The 17,644-nt window shown below is 62.1% G+C and carries 19 protein-coding genes; 10 read left to right on the forward strand and 9 right to left on the reverse strand.

All coding sequences use genetic code 11. The annotated features are described in order from the left end of the window. Positions 1–1,143 (reverse strand): tRNA 2-thiouridine(34) synthase MnmA, encoded by a 1,143-nt coding sequence (gene mnmA, locus JF290_RS08255; RefSeq protein ID WP_199024385.1) that lies wholly within the window; start codon positions 1,141–1,143, stop codon positions 1–3. A 132-nt stretch (positions 1,144–1,275) separates the two neighbouring features. Between mnmA and sciP the strand changes: the two genes are divergently transcribed. The 5 genes from sciP to JF290_RS19695 all read left to right on the forward strand — a co-directional run bounded on the left by sciP (position 1,276) and on the right by JF290_RS19695 (position 6,937). Then, on the forward strand, positions 1,276–1,554 hold the full coding sequence (gene sciP / locus JF290_RS08260) for a CtrA inhibitor SciP (protein ID WP_199024386.1): 279 nt from the start codon (positions 1,276–1,278) through the stop codon (positions 1,552–1,554). Between the two features lie 99 nt (positions 1,555–1,653). Further along, on the forward strand, positions 1,654–2,370 hold the full coding sequence (gene ctrA / locus JF290_RS08265) for a response regulator transcription factor CtrA (protein WP_199024387.1): 717 nt from the start codon (positions 1,654–1,656) through the stop codon (positions 2,368–2,370). 130 nt (positions 2,371–2,500) lie between these two features. Then, entirely contained in the window at positions 2,501–4,621 is a 2,121-nt protein-coding gene (ligA, locus tag JF290_RS08270) for an NAD-dependent DNA ligase LigA (RefSeq protein WP_425503935.1), read from the forward strand. After that, a complete protein-coding gene (gene recG, locus JF290_RS08275; RefSeq protein ID WP_199024389.1) occupies positions 4,618–6,708 on the forward strand; it encodes an ATP-dependent DNA helicase RecG in 2,091 nt (696 codons plus the stop codon). The genes ligA and recG overlap by 4 nt, the downstream gene beginning before the upstream one ends. A 106-nt stretch (positions 6,709–6,814) precedes the next feature. Then, a complete protein-coding gene (locus tag JF290_RS19695) occupies positions 6,815–6,937 on the forward strand; it encodes a hypothetical protein (protein ID WP_255625604.1) in 123 nt (40 codons plus the stop codon). A gap of 198 nt (positions 6,938–7,135) precedes the next feature. On the opposite strand, the gene JF290_RS08280 is transcribed toward JF290_RS19695, so the two are convergent. After that, positions 7,136–7,588: an iron-sulfur cluster assembly scaffold protein gene (locus JF290_RS08280; RefSeq protein WP_199024390.1), complete on the reverse strand. Its 453-nt coding sequence runs from the start codon at positions 7,586–7,588 to the stop codon at positions 7,136–7,138. A gap of 67 nt (positions 7,589–7,655) precedes the next feature. On the opposite strand from JF290_RS08280, the gene hisI reads away from it, so the two are divergent. Continuing rightward, positions 7,656–8,015 (forward strand): phosphoribosyl-AMP cyclohydrolase, encoded by a 360-nt coding sequence (gene hisI, locus JF290_RS08285; RefSeq protein ID WP_199024391.1) that lies wholly within the window; start codon positions 7,656–7,658, stop codon positions 8,013–8,015. Here the strand turns inward: hisI and gluQRS are convergent. The 4 genes from gluQRS to JF290_RS08305 all read right to left on the reverse strand — a co-directional run bounded on the left by gluQRS (position 8,012) and on the right by JF290_RS08305 (position 11,754). Next, positions 8,012–8,890 carry a tRNA glutamyl-Q(34) synthetase GluQRS gene (gluQRS, locus tag JF290_RS08290; protein WP_199024392.1) on the reverse strand — a complete coding sequence of 293 codons (879 nt, stop codon included), beginning with the start codon at positions 8,888–8,890 and terminating at the stop codon, positions 8,012–8,014. The genes hisI and gluQRS overlap by 4 nt on opposite strands. Next, on the reverse strand, positions 8,887–9,501 hold the full coding sequence (locus JF290_RS08295; RefSeq protein WP_199024393.1) for a class I SAM-dependent DNA methyltransferase: 615 nt from the start codon (positions 9,499–9,501) through the stop codon (positions 8,887–8,889). The genes gluQRS and JF290_RS08295 overlap by 4 nt, the downstream gene beginning before the upstream one ends. 22 nt (positions 9,502–9,523) lie before the next feature. Continuing rightward, complete coding sequence (trmFO, locus tag JF290_RS08300; protein WP_199024394.1) at positions 9,524–10,879, reverse strand: methylenetetrahydrofolate--tRNA-(uracil(54)-C(5))-methyltransferase (FADH(2)-oxidizing) TrmFO; 1,356 nt, start codon at positions 10,877–10,879, stop codon at positions 9,524–9,526. Positions 10,880–10,968: 89 nt separating this feature from the next. Beyond that, positions 10,969–11,754, reverse strand: coding sequence for an enoyl-CoA hydratase (locus tag JF290_RS08305; RefSeq protein ID WP_199024395.1), 786 nt, complete (start codon positions 11,752–11,754; stop codon positions 10,969–10,971). 56 nt (positions 11,755–11,810) lie between these two features. Here JF290_RS08305 and JF290_RS08310 point away from each other — a divergent pair, with 56 nt between their 5' ends. The 3 genes from JF290_RS08310 to rpsI all read left to right on the forward strand — a co-directional run bounded on the left by JF290_RS08310 (position 11,811) and on the right by rpsI (position 13,827). Next, positions 11,811–12,242, forward strand: coding sequence for a PaaI family thioesterase (locus tag JF290_RS08310; protein ID WP_233155219.1), 432 nt, complete (start codon positions 11,811–11,813; stop codon positions 12,240–12,242). Positions 12,243–12,876: 634 nt separating this feature from the next. After that, entirely contained in the window at positions 12,877–13,335 is a 459-nt protein-coding gene (rplM, locus tag JF290_RS08315) for a 50S ribosomal protein L13 (RefSeq protein WP_199024396.1), read from the forward strand. Positions 13,336–13,341: 6 nt separating this feature from the next. Next, a complete protein-coding gene (gene rpsI, locus JF290_RS08320) occupies positions 13,342–13,827 on the forward strand; it encodes a 30S ribosomal protein S9 (protein ID WP_199024397.1) in 486 nt (161 codons plus the stop codon). Positions 13,828–14,077: 250 nt separating this feature from the next. Here rpsI and JF290_RS08325 read toward each other — a convergent pair whose 3' ends face one another. Next, entirely contained in the window at positions 14,078–14,944 is an 867-nt protein-coding gene (locus tag JF290_RS08325) for an SMP-30/gluconolactonase/LRE family protein (RefSeq protein WP_199024398.1), read from the reverse strand. Positions 14,945–15,151: 207 nt separating this feature from the next. On the opposite strand from JF290_RS08325, the gene JF290_RS08330 reads away from it, so the two are divergent. Further along, positions 15,152–16,147 carry an LLM class flavin-dependent oxidoreductase gene (locus JF290_RS08330; protein WP_199024399.1) on the forward strand — a complete coding sequence of 332 codons (996 nt, stop codon included), beginning with the start codon at positions 15,152–15,154 and terminating at the stop codon, positions 16,145–16,147. On the opposite strand, the gene JF290_RS08335 is transcribed toward JF290_RS08330, so the two are convergent. Next, positions 16,148–16,765, reverse strand: a complete 618-nt coding sequence (locus JF290_RS08335; RefSeq protein WP_199024400.1) for a TetR/AcrR family transcriptional regulator — start codon at positions 16,763–16,765, stop codon at positions 16,148–16,150. After that, the gene (gene ppk2 / locus JF290_RS08340) at positions 16,758–17,627 is read right to left on the reverse strand and encodes a polyphosphate kinase 2 (protein ID WP_199024401.1); all 870 of its coding nucleotides are present in this window, start codon (positions 17,625–17,627) and stop codon (positions 16,758–16,760) included. The genes JF290_RS08335 and ppk2 overlap by 8 nt, the downstream gene beginning before the upstream one ends. Positions 17,628–17,644: the final 17 nt, after the last annotated feature.

The following is a 17,644-nucleotide window of genomic DNA, read 5'->3' on the forward strand; positions in this document are numbered from 1 at the left end:
TCAGCCGCGCCAGATCCAGCCGCCGCCAAAGATACGGCTGCCTTCGGTTTCATAGAACACGCAGGCCTGCCCGGGCGAGACGCCTTCCTCGGGGGTCAGCAATTCAACTTCCGCCTCAGTGTCCGAAAGCGGCCGCAGGATCGCCTCGCGCGGGGGGCGGGTCGACCGGACCTTGACCGAAACATGCCATTCCGCGCGGCTGGTCATCGGCGCGTCGCCAAGCCAGTTGATTTCGCGCACCGGAACGGTGCGCGTGGCCAGAAGGGATTTCGGGCCGACCACGACCTGCTTCTTTTCGACATCCAGTTTCACGACATAGAGCGGCTCGCTCAGCCCACCGATACCGAGACCGCGACGCTGGCCGATGGTGTAGTGGATGATCCCTTTGTGCTCGCCCAGGACCCGCCCGTCCGCATGGACGATTTCGCCCGGATCGGCCGCATCCGGACGCAGCTTTTCGATCACCGCCGCATAGTCCCCGTTCGGCACGAAGCAGATGTCCTGGCTGTCGGGCTTGTCCGCGACGCTCAGCCCGTATTGCGCGGCCAGGGCGCGGGTCGCGTCCTTGGACGGCAGATGACCCAGAGGAAACCGCAGGAAATCGAGCTGTTCTGGCGTTGTCGAGAACAGGAAATAGGACTGATCGCGGGCGGCATCCTCGGCACTGTGCAGTTCAGGGCCATGTGCGCCATCCTTGCGCTGGATATAGTGGCCGGTCGCCATGCAATCGGCCTCGAGATCCTTGGCCGTTTCAAGCAGGTCCTTGAACTTGACCCGTTCGTTGCAGCGAATGCAGGGCACCGGAGTCGCGCCGTTCAGATAGCTGTCGGCGAACTCGTCGATCACGGCGCCCTTGAAAATGTTCTCGTAGTCGAGAACGTAGTGCGGAAACCCGCGTTCTTCGGCGACGCGGCGGGCGTCGTGGATGTCGATCCCGGCGCAGCACGCGCCCTTCTTTGCCAGCGCCGCGCCGTGGTCGTAGAGTTGCAGCGTCACCCCCACCACGTCATAGCCCTGATCCGCCAGCAGCGCCGCGACGACGGAGCTGTCGACGCCACCTGACATGGCCACCACGACCCGGGTGTCCTGCGGCGCCTTGGCGAAGCCAAGCGAATTGATCGGGGTGTCGCTGTCCAGCGCCATGACGGCGGCTCCTGTGCGGTTGGGAAGGCCTCGCAGAATATAGGAAAATCGTAGAGACTCACAAGGGGCGGTTTCATTCACCGTTAAGTCCGCTGCGTCAGTCTTTGTGGCGTGATGCAAAGGGTATGACGCATGTTTCTGAAAAAGGTGGATGGGCCGCGCGCGGTAACGCTCGCAGATGGGACGGTGATGACGCGGGCGGACCTGCCCCCGTCGGATACGCGACGCTGGGTCGCCTCGCGCAAGGCCGCCGTGGTGCGTGGTGTGCTTTACGGTCTGATTTCGCAGGAGGACGCCTTGCGGAAATACGGCTTGAGCGAAGAGGAGTTCGGCAGTTGGGTCTCGGCGGTGGCGGATCACGGAGAAGATGCCTTGAAGGCGACGGCGTTGAAAAAGTATAGACAACCGTAAGTTGTGTCGGCCATAATCTGAATCACGGTAACGTGCAGTTAACCTTTATGGTCAAGGTTAATGTCATACGGGACAATGATTAAGGCGGAGAACCTGATAATGCGCGTTTTGCTGGTCGAGGATGACCCCACTACGTCAAAAAGCATCGAGCTGATGTTGACGCATGCCAATTTGAACGTCTATGCGACCGACTTGGGCGAAGAAGGCATAGATCTTGCAAAGCTCTATGACTACGATCTCATTCTGCTCGACTTGAATCTTCCCGACATGAACGGTCACGAAGTGCTGCGGCAATTGCGAATGGCACGGATCGAAACGCCAATCCTCATCCTGTCGGGCGCGGATGATACAGAAAACAAGATCAAGGGCTTCGGCTTTGGCGCGGACGATTATCTGACCAAGCCGTTCCATCGCGAAGAACTCGTCGCGCGAATCCACGCGATAATCCGCCGCTCCAAGGGACACTCGCAGTCGGTCATCCACACGGGCAAGATCGCGGTGAACCTGGATGCGAAAACCGTCAGTGCCGAGGATCAGCCGGTCCACCTGACCGGCAAGGAATACCAGATGCTCGAACTCCTGAGCCTGCGCAAGGGTACGACCCTGACCAAGGAAATGTTCCTGAACCATCTTTACGGCGGAATGGACGAACCCGAACTCAAGATCATCGACGTCTTCATTTGCAAACTGCGCAAGAAGCTGAGCGTGGCGACGGGCGGCGAAAACTATATCGAAACTGTTTGGGGACGGGGATACGTGCTGCGCGATCCGCAGGGTGACCAGATGAGCAAGCCGCGTCTGGCTGTGGGCGCCTGACCAACCGGGCAGGCTCACTCGCGGTCGCGCGGATACTCGGCGACAAGACCACCACTCACGGCGACTGCGATCTGGACCTGCCCCCGACTGAGCCCTATCACTGGACATGAATCTGGGATGGGGCGTAGCCTTGAAAGACGACAAAGACGTTGCCGACCTCGCGCGCGTGGAAGCGGAAGCGGAACTTGCGCGGTTGGCGGAACTGCTTCACGACGCGAACACGGCCTATCATACCGAAGATGCCCCGCGGCTGACGGATGCGGAATACGACCGGCTCAAGCGCCGCAACGCCGAGATCGAAGCCCGCTTTCCGGATCTGAAACGAGGCGACAGCCCGACCGAACAAATCGGCGCGCGTCCGGCGGACGGCTTTGCCAAGGTCCGCCACAAGCTGCGCATGCTGTCGCTGGGCAACGCTTTCGAAGACGACGATATCGAGGCCTTCGATCGCAGCTTGCGGAGCTATCTTGGCCTCTCGGAAACCGACGGGCTGGTCTATACCGCTGAACCGAAAATCGACGGCTTGTCCCTGTCACTGCGCTATGAGGATGGCAACCTGGTGCAAGCCGCGACGCGCGGCGATGGCGCGGTCGGTGAGAATGTGACCGACAACGCCCGTACGATCGACGACATTCCGACCGAGTTGACTGGTGCGCCGGCGGTGCTCGAAATCCGTGGCGAGGTTTACATGTCGCACGCGGACTTCGCGGCGCTGAACGAAAGACAGGCCGGATCCGGCGGCAAGATCTTCGCCAACCCGCGCAACGCAGCGGCGGGTTCGCTCAGGCAGCTCGACGCCAGCGTGACGCGCGCGCGGCCTCTGAGGTTCTTCGCTTATGGCTGGGGCGAGCTGTCCGAGCCTTTGGCGAATACGCAGTTCGGTGCCATCGAACGGCTTGCAGAACTGGGGTTCGCCACCAACGAGCTGACCACGCGATGCGACGGGCCGACCGCGATGTTGGCACGCTACCGCGAGATCGAAAGCCGTCGAGCGACGCTCGACTATGATATCGACGGGGTGGTCTACAAGGTGGACGATCTCGCCCTTCAGGCGCGACTTGGCATGCGGTCGACGACGCCGCGATGGGCAATCGCGCACAAGTTTCCTGCGGAACTTGCCTGGACCCGGCTTGAGGCCATCGACATCCAGGTCGGCCGCACGGGTGCCTTGAGCCCCGTAGCCCGCCTGCTGCCGGTCACGGTCGGCGGTGTCGTGGTCTCCAACGCCACGTTGCACAATGAGGACTACATCGCCGGACGTGACGCGAGCGGCGGAGTCATTCGGGATGGCAAGGACATCCGCGTCGGCGACTGGGTCCAGGTTTATCGCGCTGGCGACGTCATCCCGAAAGTCGCAGATGTCGACCTCGCAAAGCGGCCTAAAGATGCCGAGCCGTATGTCTTTCCAACCACCTGTCCCGAGTGCGGCAGCGCGGCCATCCGCGAGGAGGGCGACGCCGTGCGGCGGTGCACCGGTGGTTTGATCTGCCCGGCGCAGGCGGTGGAAAAACTCAAACACTTCGTTTCGCGTGCCGCCTTCGATATCGGGGGCCTCGGCGCGAAACAGGTCGAACAGTTCTATCGCGATGGATGGATCCGTGAGCCTGCGGACATCTTCACGCTGCGGGAGCGCTATGGCTCGGGTGTGCAGCAATTGAAGAACCGCGAAGGGTGGGGTCAGAAATCCGCCGAGAACCTGTTCGCGGCGATCGACGAGAAACGGGTCATTCCGCTTGGGCGCCTGATCTTCGCGCTGGGTCTGCGCCATGTCGGGGAGGCCGCGTCGAACCTGCTCGCTGCCCACTACGGCAGCTGGGACGTGTTTCAATCCGCGATGACGAATGCCGCAAGCTTCGAAGGGCCTGATTGGGATGATCTCTTGTCTATCGACGGGGTCGGCAAGGTCATGGCGACCTCGCTTGCGACCTCCTTCGCGCAGGAGAGCGAGCGCGCGTCGATCGATCGCCTGGTGAAGCACCTGACGGTCGAGGACGCCGTCGCACCCGACACGGCCGGCAGTCCGGTCGCGGACAAGACCGTCGTGTTCACCGGCACGCTCGAAAAGATGACCCGGGCCGAGGCCAAGGCACGGGCCGAGGCACTTGGGGCCAAGGTGGCGGGGTCCGTCAGTACGCGGACCGATCTACTTGTCGCGGGTCCGGGGGCGGGGTCAAAGGCCAAGAAAGCTGCCGAACTTGGTATCGAAACACTGGACGAGGACGGCTGGCTCGCCTTGATCGAGGGGCAATGAGCGGGCGCCCCGAACAGCTGTTCCCGCTCTTCGCAGGGCTCGAGACGCTCGACGGGATCGGGCCCAAGACGGCGCAGAATCTCAGCCAGCTCCAGATTGAAACGCCGCGTGACCTATTGTTCTCGTTGCCTTATGCGGTGGTGGACCGGCGCCGCCGCGCATCGATCCGGGGTGTCGATCTCCCCGCGACCCTAACGGTAGAGGTGCGCGTTGGCGCGCACCGCGAGTCGCGCAATCGTGGCGGCGCCTATCGCATCCTGGTCGAAGATGCGGACGCCGATTTCCAGCTGGTCTATTTCCACGCGCGCGCGGAGTATTTGACGCGGTTGTTGCCGCCGGGTAGCAAGAGACTGGTATCGGGCAAGGTCGAGATATTCGATGGCCTTGCCCAGATGGTGCATCCCGATCACGTCCTGCCGCCTGACGAGGCGGACGCCATTCCCGAATTCGAACCGGTTTATCACCTGACGCAGGGCATCACCCAGAAGGTCCTGTTCAAGGCGGTTCAATCCGCCTTGGCGCGATTGCCTGATCTCGGCGAGTGGATCGACCCCGCGCAAAAGGCGCGGGCGGGGTGGCCCGATTGGGCGGACGCGATTCGCGAGGCCCATGCACCGCGAGGTCTCGACGACATCAGCCCTTCGGCGCCGTCGCGCGCACGGCTGGCCTATGACGAGTTGATGGCGCACCAGGTGACGCTCGCGCTTGCGCGACGCCGCGAACGCAAGTCGCGCGGTATCGTCAGCCGTGCGACCGGGGAACTTCAATCCAAGGTCTTGCAAGCGCTGCCTTATCGGCCGACCGGCGCACAATCCCGCGCGATGGAGGAAATCGCCGCCGACATGGCTGCGCCCGAGCGCATGAACCGGCTGCTGCAAGGCGATGTCGGGTCGGGCAAGACGCTGGTCGCATTCATGTCGCTGCTGGTCGCAGTCGAAGCGGGCGGGCAGGGCGTGATGATGGCCCCGACGGAAATCCTTGCGCGCCAGCATCTGGAAGGCCTGCGCCCGCTCGCCGAGGATGCGGGGGTCAGGCTGGAGATTCTCACCGGGCGCGACAAGAGTGCGGACCGCCGCGCCAAGCTGACCGCGTTGGCCGAGGGCCGGATCGATATGCTCGTCGGCACCCATGCCGTGTTCCAGGCGGATGTGGCTTTTCACGATTTGAGGCTGGTGATCGTGGACGAACAGCACAGGTTCGGCGTCCGGCAACGGATGGAACTGGCGGAAAAAGGCGTCGGCGCGGACGTGCTGGTAATGACCGCCACGCCGATCCCCCGCAGCCTGGCGCTCGCACAATACGGCGACATGGATCTGTCGGTGCTGGACGAGAAGCCCCCTGGACGCAAGCCGATCAAGACGGCCGTGGTCAGTACCGAGCGAATGGTCGAGGTGATCGACCACCTGCGCCGCGCGATTGCGGAAGGGCGGCAGTGTTATTGGGTCTGTCCCTTGGTGGAGGAGTCGGAAGCCGTCGACCTGACGGCCGCCGAGGATCGGTTCAAGAGTTTGAGAGCCGAGTTGGGGGAAGGGGTGGTTGGCCTGGTCCATGGCCAGATGCCTCCTGCCGACAAGGACGCAGCGATGGCGGCCTTTCAGTCCGGCGAAACACAGGTGCTGGTGGCGACGACAGTTATCGAAGTCGGTGTGAACGTGCCGAACGCCACGATCATGGTCATTGAGCGCGCCGAGATCTTCGGCCTCGCGCAGTTGCACCAACTGCGCGGCCGGGTCGGGCGCGGCGAGGCTGAGTCGACCTGTCTGCTGCTCTATCGTCCGCCCCTGTCCGAAGGAGGACGGCGGCGGCTCGAGGTGCTGCGCGACAGCGAAGACGGGTTCGTGATCGCCGAGACCGATCTTGCCATGCGCGGTGCGGGCGACGCGATCGGCACCGCGCAATCCGGGTTGCCCCGGTTCCAGATCGCCGACCTCGAGCGCCAGGCCGACCTGATGGCGGTGGCTCACTCCGATGCCAGGGCCTTGCTGGCCGCTGATCCGGAACTGACCAGTGATAGAGGCAAGGCCGTGCGTACGCTCTTGTGGCTGATGCGGCAGGATCGGGCGATCCGTTTGATTTCAGTCGGGTAACTCGAAAATCCCAAAAAGTTCGCGAATGTTCTTAAAAAGTTCTTTACAAAAGTTAATGAAAATGAGAACAAAGGGTCAACAAATACCGACTTCAAAGGAGTGACCTATGATCTGCCAGCTCAAATCCGCATTTCAACGCTCCCGCCCAACCTTGCTTCAGGATGCAGCTGGCGCGGGGGCGCTGGTGATCATGCTGTTGGTCGCGCTGCATCTTCCTGGGATGATCTGATACGAGTTTACGCGTTTCTGCCTGCAATCTTGCACCGGTCGCCCTGTAGTCTGTCCCGTCTGCATGGCAAGGGCTCTCTGCCTGTCCTTGTGGATCACGTCCCGTGATCCGATGGCGCACCGGATCCCCTGCAAGACCGCACAGACTGCCGCCGCCATCCGCCCGGGATGTGCGGCGGTTTTTTTTGTTGGAGAAGGATCAGGCGCAGCGGGCCTGTTCGGCTTGTTCCACGGCTTCGGCGGTCGCTTCCAGCGCCAGCAGGATCGAAGCGTGCCGGTTCTTGTACTCGCGTGCGGGCAAAAGCACTTCAAGCCCGTCAAACGGCGCGTCGGGAACCGGTCCGTCCTTTTTGAGCATGGCCTTGAGTTGATCGCGCGCGGTTTCGATCTGTTTTCGCGTTGTGCCAATCACGGCGCTGCCGACGACCGACGCGGCGGCCTGACCCAACGCACAGGCCTTGACGTCCTGTCCGAACGCGCTGATCCGGCCATCTTCGGTCTTGATATCCACCGTGACGGTCGAGCCGCAGAGGGGTGAGCGTTTCTTGACCGTCGCCTCCGGGGCGTCGAGCCTCTCAAGATGCGGAATCTCAGCCGCCAACGCAAGGATGCGGGCAGAGTACAGCTTGATCAGATCGGTTTCGCCGGACATGGCTTTTCCTCCTGCTTGGTTCCCTTTACATAATCTGCGATTCCGCCGATGCAAAAGGTTTTCAACCATGTCCTTCGATCCTGCGACCTTGGTCTATAACGAGGCGGGCCTCATTCCGGCGATCGCGCAGGACGCGGAAACCGGCGATGTTCTGATGATGGCCTGGATGAGCGCAGAGGCTGTCTCCCGCACGCTTGCAACCGGCCGGGTGACCTATTGGTCGCGCTCGCGGCAGGCCTTCTGGGTCAAGGGCGAGTCCTCGGGACACGTGCAGGAACTGGTCGATTTTCGCGTGGATTGTGACCGCGATTGTCTTCTATTGACCATCCGTCAGACCGGCCCGGCCTGCCATACTAACCGTAGAAGCTGCTTTTACACAGCGGTGCGCGACGGTGACGAGGTCGAACTGATGCTGCCGATGACCTAGAGGCCGACCATCGCGCGGATGTCGGACGGGCTGGCGCCGTCTTCACGAAACCTGGCAATCGCGCGGGCGTCGTCGCGCTTGGCCAGCCGCTTGCCTGCCGGATCCCGGATCAGCCGGTGATGGTGATAATCCGGGTGCGGCAAGTCCAGCAGCGCTTGCAACAGTACATGAATCGCGGTGGCCTCGAACAGATCCTGCCCCCGCACGACACGGGTGATGGCTTGCGCCGCATCGTCCACCACGACGGAAAGGTGATAGGACGTTCCCATGTCGCGCCGCGCCAGAACGATGTCCCCGATGCCGTGGGTCAGCTGCCACGCCGTGACGCGGATCTCTCCCGCTTCACCTTCCGGGCCTTGTCCCTTTTCTGTGAATCCAACCTCTTCGCCCACGGCCGCAGTCGCCCGCGTCATGTTCAGCCGCAAGGGCAGGTCGGTTGGACGGTTCCGGCGGGACAGTGCGTTGGCGGCCGCTTCGGTCGGGCGGCAGGTGCCGGGATAGATCAGCCCGTCCGGGCCGAACATCGGCGCGCCTTCCTGCGGGGCTGCGGCAGCGGATTGGATGTCCCGTCGCGAACAGGTGCAGGGATAGAGCAACCCGCGGGCCCAGAGATCGTCGAGAACGGCCTGATAGACTCCGATCCGTTCGGATTGGCGCATCACCGGTTCAGGCCAAGCCAGACCCAGCCACGCAAGATCGTTGAAAATCATGGCTTCCCATTCGGGCCGTGCGCGCGAGAGGTCGATATCCTCGATCCGCAACAGGAAGGTGCCACCCGCCTGTATTGCGAGATCGTGGGCGAGCAGGGCGGAATAGGCATGGCCCAAGTGCAAAGGTCCCGTGGGAGACGGGGCGAAGCGTGTCGTGAAGGTCAATTTTTTTCAATGACGTAGACGTTGGACTTCAATTCGATCCCGGGCAGGTGATCACCGTATTCCTTGAACAGCAGTTTCGCCTGGCCACCGTTGACCCAGCTGTCGACCTTGGCCTCATGTGCGGGATCGGCCAACGCATGGTCGTTGAAGGAAAAAACGAGGCGACCACCCGGTTCCAGAGCCTCCATCAGCGTGTCGAACACGGCAATCGGCGCAGCTCCTGCGCCAATCACACCGATGGCGGCGATGGCGTCATACCCGCCGGCCGCGACAGGCAGCGATGCTCCGGCTTCGATCAGGTCGAGCTTGCGGTAAATGCTCTTTTCGCGCGCCTGTGCCAGCATCTCGGGCGATAGATCCACCCCATCGATCGTGGTGAAACCCGCCAGTTTCAGGGCGAGGCCGGACAGCCCGGTGCCGCAACCGAAATCGAGCACCGGGCGTGACGGGTCTGGCATGCGTGCCCTCAGCGCGGCTGCGCATCGGCCGGGCGTGGCATATCCGTTTTCGCCGACTTCGGCCTCGTAGCTGTCGGCCCAGGCGTCATAAAGCGCGCGCGTGCTGCTGGCATCACGCGCGCCATAAGCCTTGGTCAGGAACCGGTCAATCATGCTCCCAGCCTAGGCGGCAACATCAGGCGGCGTCCAGTGCCGTCTGGGCCAGCCAGCCCCGCCAGTCCGACTTGGCGCGGTCGGTATAGGCCTTGTAGCGGTCCTTGCGTCCGCGCCGTCCGCCCTTCAAGCCTTGAACAGGGGGAAAGAGACCGAAATTCACATTCATCGGTTGAAAGGTCTTGGCATCCGCGCCGCCCGTGATGTGGGTGATGAGAGCCCCCATGGCGGTCGTATCCGGGGGCGGTGCGATCGGCTGGCCGAGAATGTCGCCTGCTGCCATGCGCCCGGCCAGAAGGCCCATCGCCGCGCTTTCCACATAGCCCTCGACGCCGGTGATCTGGCCAGCAAAGCGGATATTGGGGCGCGATTTCAGGCGCATCTGTTCGTCCAGCAGGGTGGGCGAGTTGAGGAACGTGTTGCGGTGGATCCCGCCTAGGCGCGCAAAGCTCGCCTTCTCCAGCCCCGGGATCATCCGCAGCACCTCGGTCTGGGCGCCGTACTTCATCTTGGTCTGGAAGCCGACGATATTGTAGAGCGTTCCCAGTGCGTTATCACGACGCAGTTGAACCACCGCATGGGCCTTGACGTCAGGCTGGTGCGGGTTGGTCAGGCCGACCGGTTTCATCGGGCCGTGGCGCAGGGTCTCGCGCCCGCGTTCGGCCATGACCTCGATCGGCAGGCAGCCGTCGAAATAGCCGGCGGTCTCGCCCTCGTGAAACTCGGTCTTGTCCGCCGCCAGCAGCGCGTCGATGAAGGCCTCGTACTGATCCCGGTCCATCGGGCAGTTCAGATACGCCGTGCGTTCTTCCTCGGTCTCGCCCTTGTCGTAGCGCGATTGCATCCAGGCACGGGTCATGTCGATGCTGTCGAAATAGACGATCGGAGCGATCGCGTCGAAAAAGGCCAGCGCCTCGGCACCGGTTTCCGCACGGATCGCTTCTCCCAATGCGGTCGATGTCAGGGGGCCGGTCGCGAAGATCCAATGCCCATCCTCGGGCAAGGACGTGACCTCCTGATGCGAGATCGTGATGTTCGGGTGGTCTTTCAACCGGGCCGTCACGGTTTCGGCAAAGGGTTCGCGGTCCACCGCGAGTGCGCCGCCGGCCGGCAGGCGATGGCGATCCGCGGTCTGCATGATCAATCCATCGGCGGCGCGCATTTCCCAATGCAGCAGACCGACCGCGTTCTGTTCGGAATCATCCGATCGGAATGAGTTGGAACAGACCATCTCGCCAAGGTTGCCGGTCTTGTGGGCGAAGGTTTCGACCTTGGGGCGCATCTCGTGGATCACCACGTCTATCCCCATGTTGGCGGCCTGCCAGGCGGCTTCCGAGCCGGCCATACCGCCGCCCACGATGTTCAATGTCTGTGTCATGTCCGTGATCTAGGACAGGCGCGGGGCTGGCGCAATAGATCGGGCAGAGATGAACGGGTCCGCTGGGAAGGTGCGGATCGGGATTGGGTCTATTGCCGCCAATTGGGATCGCGCTTTTCGATGAAGGCGGCGATGCCTTCTTCGGTGTCGCGATACATCATGTTCTGCACCATCGTATCACCGGTATAGGCGTAGGCCTGTTCCAGAGGCAGTTCGAGCTGGTGATAGAAGGCCTGCTTGCCGATCTTGACCGCCGCGCCGAGCTTTGAGGCGATGGTTTCGGCAAGTTCGGCAGTGGCCGCGTCCAGCTGATCGGACGGAACCGCGCGGTTGATCAGACCCAGAGACTCCGCGCGGTCAGCAGGGATGAAGCCGCCGGTGGTCAGCATCTCGAAGGCTTGCTTGCGCGGGATGTTGCGAGACAGCGCAACCATCGGGGTCGAGCAGAACAGGCCGATATTGACCCCGTTGACGCCAAAGCGCGTGGTATCGGCAGCGACGGCCAAGTCGCAGGTCGCGACCAGCTGGCACCCCGCCGCCGTGGCGATCCCGTGGACCCGCGCGATGACGGGTTGCGGCAGCGAGCGGATGCTGAGCATCAGCGCCGCGCAACGGCCGAAAAGGTCGGCGAAATAGGCCTTGCCCCCATCCTCGGCCTGCCGGCCCGCGGTCATCTGCTTGAGATCATGGCCGGCGCAGAAGGCCTTGCCCGCGCCGGACAAGACCACGGCGCGAATGGAGCGGTCTTCGGAAAGCGCGTCGAACTGGTCTTGCAGCGCGGCGATCATCTCGTCCGAGAGCGCGTTCAGCCGCTCGGGCGCGTTCATCGTGAGATGCGCCACCGCACCGGTGTCGTGACGTTCCAGAATTGTCATCTTGCTCTCCCATCGCTTTGGCGCAACGTTACCGGCGCAACGGGCCGGAGAAAAGCATGGAAAGCACGGACAGCAAGTTCACACCAGAGGAAATGACCGCGTTTCTCGCCGAGATTTTTCCACAAGTCAAAAACGATTTCATCGTCGACCACCTTGACGGTGAAAACGTGGTCATGCGGATGCGGATCACCGACAGCAACCTGCGCCCGGGCGGGACGGTCTCAGGTCCGTCAATGTTCGCCCTCGCGGACGTGGCGGCCTATGTTGCGACCCTGGCGCGGATCGGACGCGAGGCCCTGACGGTGACGACGGGCTGTTCGATGGATTTCATGCGCAAGCCCGAAGCGGGCAAGGATCTGGTTGCCAAGGCAAGGCTTCTGAAACTCGGAAAGGCACTGTCGGTAACGGACATCCTGCTGTTCTCCGAAGGGTCGGACAAGCCGGTCGCGCGCGCGAGCATGACCTATTCGATCCCGCCGAAACGGTAGGGGGCCTTGACGTATCAGCCGTCGAGCGAAGGCCGCGGGCCGAAAAAGCCGTCGATGCTCGAGATTCGCCCGTCCTCATCCTCCAAGCCGAAATCCACACCGTCGATGGCAACGATGCTATCGGCCGCAACCATCCGCCAGATGAAAAGGATATGGCGATTATGGGTCGACGGTCGGCTTGTCACTTCGGTCCGTGCACCGCCTCTGCTCGACTGGACCCCACCGATCATATCGCTGAGCCCCGCGCGGCCGGTTACACTGGAATTGGAGTCGCATTGGGATCCATATTCCGCTCAGCCGGTTTGCAAAAAGGCCACGCGTCTTGAGGCATCGGGTGCCAACCAGGCCGCAACATAGGATGTAACGACAATGTCCCGATGATCGGTCATGACAGTGTTTCTCTTCGTTCCCGACCATGTTGGCATAGTTCAGGCGAAATTATCAGAATACGGCCGAGAAGCGCGGTGCCGAATTTGGGGTATCTAAATACCGAAATCGTAAGCTGTTGGTAGTGCGGGATAAAATCAGTATGGATGCGCTTGACGCGGCTAAGTAAGGGCCGTAAACCCCATCCATCGAATTCGGGCGTGTGCGCTTTGCATCCGCCTTTCACGTCAAACAGGAAACTCCTGCCATGAAAACCTTTTCTGCCACACCAGCAGATATCGACAAGAAATGGATCCTGATCGATGCCGAGGGCGTCGTTCTGGGCCGTCTCGCGTCGATTGTCGCCACGCGTCTGCGCGGCAAGCACAAGCCGTCCTTCACTCCGCACATGGACATGGGTGACAACGTCATCGTCATCAATGCCGACAAGGTGCAGATGACCGGCAAGAAGCGCGATGAGCACTTCTACTGGCACACCGGCCATCCCGGCGGGATCAAGAGCCGCACGAAGCAGCAGATCCTTGAAGGGGCGCATCCCGAGCGCGTGGTGATGCAGGCCGTCAAGCGGATGCTGCCCGGCAACCGGCTGAGCCGCAAGCAGATGACCAACCTGCGCATCTATGCGGGCACCGATCACCCCCACGAGGCGCAAAGCCCCGAAGTTCTGGATGTCAAATCCATGAACAAGAAAAACACCCGGAGCTGATGAGCCATGGCTGAAGAAATCAACACACTCGAAGATCTGAACCAGGTGGCCGGGATCGAAGCCGTCGCCGAGGTCGAAGTCAACCGTGAGCCCGTGCGCGACGAGCTGGGCCGCTCTTACGCGACTGGCAAGCGCAAGGATGCGGTCGCCCGCGTCTGGATCAAGCCGGGCTCCGGCAAGGTCACTGTAAACGGCAAACCGCAGAACGACTATTTCGCGCGTCCCGTGCTGCAGATGATCTTGGCACAGCCCTTCGGCATCACCGGCACCGATGGCCAGTTCGACGTCGTCGCCACCGTCAAGGGTGGTGGCCTGTCCGGGCAGGCCGGTGCGGTCAAGCACGGCATTTCCAAGGCGCTGCAGCTGTATGATCCGTCGCTGCGCGGCGCGCTGAAGGCGGCAGGCTTCCTGACCCGCGACAGCCGCGTCGTGGAACGCAAGAAATACGGCAAGGCCAAGGCCCGCAAGAGCTTCCAGTTCTCCAAGCGTTAAGCCTGCCGAACCCGTCAACACCCAACGCCGCCGGATGGACATCTGGCGGCGTTTTTCGTGGATCGGGCCCAAGTGTCTTGGCTGATCATGTGAACCAAGTCACGCACGGTCACTATGCGGACAAATGGTGCGTTCACTGTGGTTGCGCCAAAGAACGCTTTTGAAGCCTGGCAAAACGATCGATCTCGCCGGCGACAAAAACGTATGAGTTTTGACCGGATGGTCGCAACCGGCAATGGCGGCGCCAGCCCTACTCTAGCCGGTAGGCCACAAGCGTGTCGTTGAGCATCATCGGCACGACCAGCAGAGATTGGTCGGGAATGTACTCGAGGTCAGCGCTGCCCATATCGAGGTCGAGAAGCAACTCTTTCGTGCCTTCATCGGCGATGCGGTAGACAGCCCCGGCGATCCAGTCCGACACTATCCAATGGCCCTTGCCATCCGGTTCCAGACCATCAAGATTGCCGACAGGATCACCGGACCCCAAGGGCGCGACACTGCCGTCATGGATATCGACGGTTATGAGATGCCCACCGGTCTTGGTGGTGAAGTCTTCCTGCAGATCAAGGCCCCATGGTGCGACAAGCAGTTTGCCGTCACGCATGTTGAGACCATTGGGATGCTGCAGAGCACTGCCTTCCGCTAGAACGGAAAGGTCGTCGTTAGCCAGAACATGGATCTTGTCGGTGATCATGTCCGACACATAGACACGTCCCGTTGCATCAAGTGCCGTGTCGTTGAGAAAGATCGCACCTTCGGCAGGCCATGCTTGGGAAATCTTGCCTGCATCGATATCGATGGCGACCAGTCGGTCGATATCGCTCACGTAGAGTGTGACGCCATCACTTACCAATCCCTTGGGTGCATCCAGCCCGGTGACCCATTTCGCCTCCAGCATCTGTCCATCGGGACTGACGAGCGAGATATATCCGTTGCCGTCCTTGGCCGTTGGCTCGCCGTTGATGTTCGAGACGAAAAGAATGTTGCGTGCATCGTCAAAGTAGGCGCTCTCTGGTGCCTCGAGTCCTTCCAGCGTCCAGACAATGTCCTGCGCAGCCGCGATCGAACAAGTCAAAAATCCTGCGGCGATGGCAGCCGCTGTTGAGAAAAATCGCATGATAATCCTCCCTGACACCCGCTTGTGATAGCACACTTCGTGGCGTCTTTCCTCTTTTCATTTGTTTCGTCTTTTGATCGAGGTGGACTGTTCAATCCAGCGCTTGATTTTCTCAAACGAGAAGCATCTTGGCGACAGGAATGCCAGTCGTCTCTTCCGTTTCCGCGCCGCAATGGCTATCTCGGGTGACACAGCTGGAGGGTTTCCATGCGTTTTTCCGTTCTCGATCTTGCCCCGGTGCCCGACGGCTCCGATGCGGCGCAGGCGATCGCAAACACCGTCGATCTGGCGCAGCAGGCCGAAGTGGCCGGCTATCATCGCTTTTGGCTGGCCGAGCATCACAACATGCCGGGCATCGCCAGTGCCGCGACTTCAGTCCTGATCGGTCATGTCGCCAACGCCACGCGGACCATGCGGATCGGGGCGGGTGGCATCATGCTGCCCAACCATGCGCCCCTGACCATCGCCGAACAGTTCGGCACGCTGGCGACGATTCATGGCGACCGCATCGACCTTGGTCTGGGGCGTGCCCCCGGCGGCGATCAGGCGGTCTATCGCGCGCTGCGCCGGGACGGTGGCGACCGCTTCCCCGAGGATGTCGCCGAACTGATCGGCTATCTCGGTGATCCGCGCCCCGGCGCACCGGTGCGCGCGCTGCCGGGCGAGGGCACCCATGTGCCGGTCTGGATCCTCGGCTCCTCGCTCTATGGTGCCCAACTCGCCGCGCATTTCGGGTTGCCCTATGCGTTTGCGTCGCACTTCGCGCCGGACGCGCTGGAACAGGCGGTGCAGATCTACCGCGACACATTCCAGCCCTCGGCCCATCTTGACCGCCCGCGTTTCATGCTGGCGGTGAATGTATTTGCCGCCGATACGGACGCCGAAGGCGCCTATCTGCGCACGTCGATGCAGCAAGCCTTCGCCCGGCTGCGCAGCGGCCAGCCGGGCAAGCTGCCGCGCCCGGTCGATGACATCGACGCGACCATCGGCGCGGCGATGCGCAGGGCGGTTGATCACGCCCTGCGGATCAGCGTTTTCGGTGCTCCGGAAAGTGTACAAAACGGACTATCCGCTCTGATCGAGATGTACAAACCCGACGAATTGATCCTGACGGGGCAGATTCACGACCACACCGCGCGGGTCAAATCGTTTCGGATCGCCGCCGAGGTTCTGGCCGATCTCGGCGCGCGCCACGCCGCCTGATCAGGTGTCGGCCGGGATCAGGCCGAGCCCGCGCAGGTAGATGCCGATGCCTGATTCCAGCAGATCCTCCGGCGGAAAAGGCGACCGGTTGCCGGGCAGGGCGCGGGCGTAAAGCTCCACAACGCCGTGGCTCATCGCCCAGATATGGGCGCTGACCATGGAAGCGGGCGGGCGTTTCTCCGGCGGAATATGCTTGGACAGGTCGGTTGCGGCGCGTTCCAGCACATCGCGCGCCCGCGCCGAGGCGGCGGCCAGTTCGGGCGTCCGGTTGACTGATATCCCGCTTTCGAACATTGAGATGTAGTGCCCCGGATGCTTGCGCGCAAAGGCCAGATAGGCGCGGCCGGTGGCCTCGAACGCGGCCAGCGCCGAGGGCTGGCCCTTGTCGTAGGCATATTGCATCAGGTCCGCGAACATCTCGAACCCTTGCCGGGCGGCCTCGGCGATCAGGTCTTCGCGACCCTCGAAATGCCGGTAGACGGCGGCCGGAGTCACACCTGCCTGCTTGGCGGCTTCCGAGAGCGTGAATCCCGTCGGGCCCTTGGCCTCGATCAGTTCCAGCGCGGCGTCGATCAGGGCCTGGCGCAGATTGCCGTGATGGTATCCCCGTTTAGGCATCCCACAGGTCCGGCCCACCGCAGACCCGCGTGTCGATCTCGCCGAGCGCCTTGTGATCTTTTCGGTCGTAGTTCAGCGCGTGCAGAACTGTCCGGATCGCGTTCAGACGCGCGCGGCGCTTGTCATCCGAGCGGATGACGGTCCACGGGGCTCCGATGGCATGGCTGCGGTCGAGCGTTTCACGGATCGCGGCGGAGTAATCGTCCCATTTCCGCAGGCCCTGGACATCGATCTCGCTGAGCTTCCATTGTTTCAGGGGATCGTTCTCGCGGTCGAGGAAGCGACGCAGTTGCTCGGCGCGTCCGACGTTCAGCCAGAACTTGAACAGGTGGATCCCGTCGGACACGAGCGCCTTTTCAAAGGGATGGACCTGCGCAAAGAAACGCTCGCGTTCCGCGTCGGAGCAGAAGCCGAACACCTTTTCGATCACGGCGCGGTTGTACCAGCTGCGGTCGAAAAATGCGATCTGTCCGGCCGAAGGCAGGTGGTCGACATAACGTTGAAAGTACCATTGCGTCTGCTCGGCATTCGACGGTTTGGACAGCGCGACCACGCGCGCGATCCGCGGGTTGAGGTGTTCGCCGAACCGCTCGATCGTGCCGCCTTTCCCCGCGGCGTCGCGCCCTTCGAAAAGCATGACGATGCGCTGGCCGGTCTTGAGCGTCCAGGCCTGCATCTTCACCAGCTCGATCTGCAGCGCCTCGAGCTCTTTCTTGTAGGCTTTCTTTTTCAGTCGTTCGTCATAGGGATAGGAGTCGGCGATGATGTCGTTCTTGTCAGCATGCCGGATGCTGTCACTGATGGATGTCGGTGCTTCGTTTTCGAAAAAGTCAGTGATTGCACCGTTGAAAGGCAGTTCCATCGCCTTGTCCTTCTCCT

The organism is Sedimentitalea arenosa (assembly GCF_016428585.1).
Classification (GTDB): Bacteria; Pseudomonadota; Alphaproteobacteria; order Rhodobacterales; family Rhodobacteraceae; genus Sedimentitalea; species Sedimentitalea arenosa.

Bases quoted from the DNA above. Each gene is read 5' to 3' on its own strand.
- JF290_RS19695 (WP_255625604.1), top strand. From the start codon at position 6,815: ATGATCTGCCAGCTCAAATCCGCATTTCAACGCTCCCGCCCAACCTTG.
- ppk2 (WP_199024401.1), bottom strand. From the start codon at position 17,627: ATGGAACTGCCTTTCAACGGTGCAATCACTGACTTTTTCGAAAACGAA.
- JF290_RS08310 (WP_233155219.1), top strand. From the start codon at position 11,811: ATGGAAAGCACGGACAGCAAGTTCACACCAGAGGAAATGACCGCGTTT.
- rpsI (WP_199024397.1), top strand. From the start codon at position 13,342: ATGGCTGAAGAAATCAACACACTCGAAGATCTGAACCAGGTGGCCGGG.
- JF290_RS08335 (WP_199024400.1), bottom strand. From the start codon at position 16,765: ATGCCTAAACGGGGATACCATCACGGCAATCTGCGCCAGGCCCTGATC.
- JF290_RS08295 (WP_199024393.1), bottom strand. From the start codon at position 9,501: ATGATTGACCGGTTCCTGACCAAGGCTTATGGCGCGCGTGATGCCAGC.
- JF290_RS08305 (WP_199024395.1), bottom strand. From the start codon at position 11,754: ATGACAATTCTGGAACGTCACGACACCGGTGCGGTGGCGCATCTCACG.
- recG (WP_199024389.1), top strand. From the start codon at position 4,618: ATGAGCGGGCGCCCCGAACAGCTGTTCCCGCTCTTCGCAGGGCTCGAG.
- ctrA (WP_199024387.1), top strand. From the start codon at position 1,654: ATGCGCGTTTTGCTGGTCGAGGATGACCCCACTACGTCAAAAAGCATC.
- JF290_RS08280 (WP_199024390.1), bottom strand. From the start codon at position 7,588: ATGTCCGGCGAAACCGATCTGATCAAGCTGTACTCTGCCCGCATCCTT.
- JF290_RS08325 (WP_199024398.1), bottom strand. From the start codon at position 14,944: ATGCGATTTTTCTCAACAGCGGCTGCCATCGCCGCAGGATTTTTGACT.
- sciP (WP_199024386.1), top strand. From the start codon at position 1,276: ATGTTTCTGAAAAAGGTGGATGGGCCGCGCGCGGTAACGCTCGCAGAT.
- JF290_RS08330 (WP_199024399.1), top strand. From the start codon at position 15,152: ATGCGTTTTTCCGTTCTCGATCTTGCCCCGGTGCCCGACGGCTCCGAT.
- mnmA (WP_199024385.1), bottom strand. From the start codon at position 1,143: ATGGCGCTGGACAGCGACACCCCGATCAATTCGCTTGGCTTCGCCAAG.
- rplM (WP_199024396.1), top strand. From the start codon at position 12,877: ATGAAAACCTTTTCTGCCACACCAGCAGATATCGACAAGAAATGGATC.
- trmFO (WP_199024394.1), bottom strand. From the start codon at position 10,879: ATGACACAGACATTGAACATCGTGGGCGGCGGTATGGCCGGCTCGGAA.
- hisI (WP_199024391.1), top strand. From the start codon at position 7,656: ATGTCCTTCGATCCTGCGACCTTGGTCTATAACGAGGCGGGCCTCATT.